The organism is Pseudomonas viridiflava (assembly GCF_900602065.1).
In the GTDB taxonomy this organism is placed as follows: Bacteria; Pseudomonadota; Gammaproteobacteria; order Pseudomonadales; family Pseudomonadaceae; genus Aquipseudomonas.
The window spans coordinates 1-336 of the sequence record NZ_UWFN01000303.1; the positions used below are offsets into that span (position 1 = coordinate 1).

Below are 336 nucleotides of genomic sequence, written 5' to 3' on the forward strand. Positions count from 1 at the left end.
GTTCGAAGCCAAGGGCTTCCGCTATTCCTACGACATGCTCGGTGAAGCCGCACTCACCGAACACGACGCGCAGAAGTATCTGGCCTCGTACGAACAAGCCATTCACTCCATCGGCAAAGCCTCTCACGGCCGTGGGATTTATGAAGGTCCGGGCATCTCCATCAAGCTGTCGGCACTGCACCCGCGCTACAGCCGCGCCCAGTACGAGCGCGTGATGGAAGAGCTATACACGCGCCTGCTGTCACTGACGCTCCTAGACAAGCAATACGACATCCGCTTGAACATTGACCCCGAACAAGCCGATCGTCTGGAGCTCTCCCTTGACCTACCAGAACG

The 336-nt window shown here is 58.0% G+C and carries 1 protein-coding gene; it reads left to right on the plus strand.

Translation table 11 applies throughout. From position 1 onward, the window contains the following. Positions 1–336: proline dehydrogenase family protein (locus tag EE949_RS22440; RefSeq protein WP_164666822.1), on the plus strand; the 336-nt coding region annotated here is incomplete at both ends.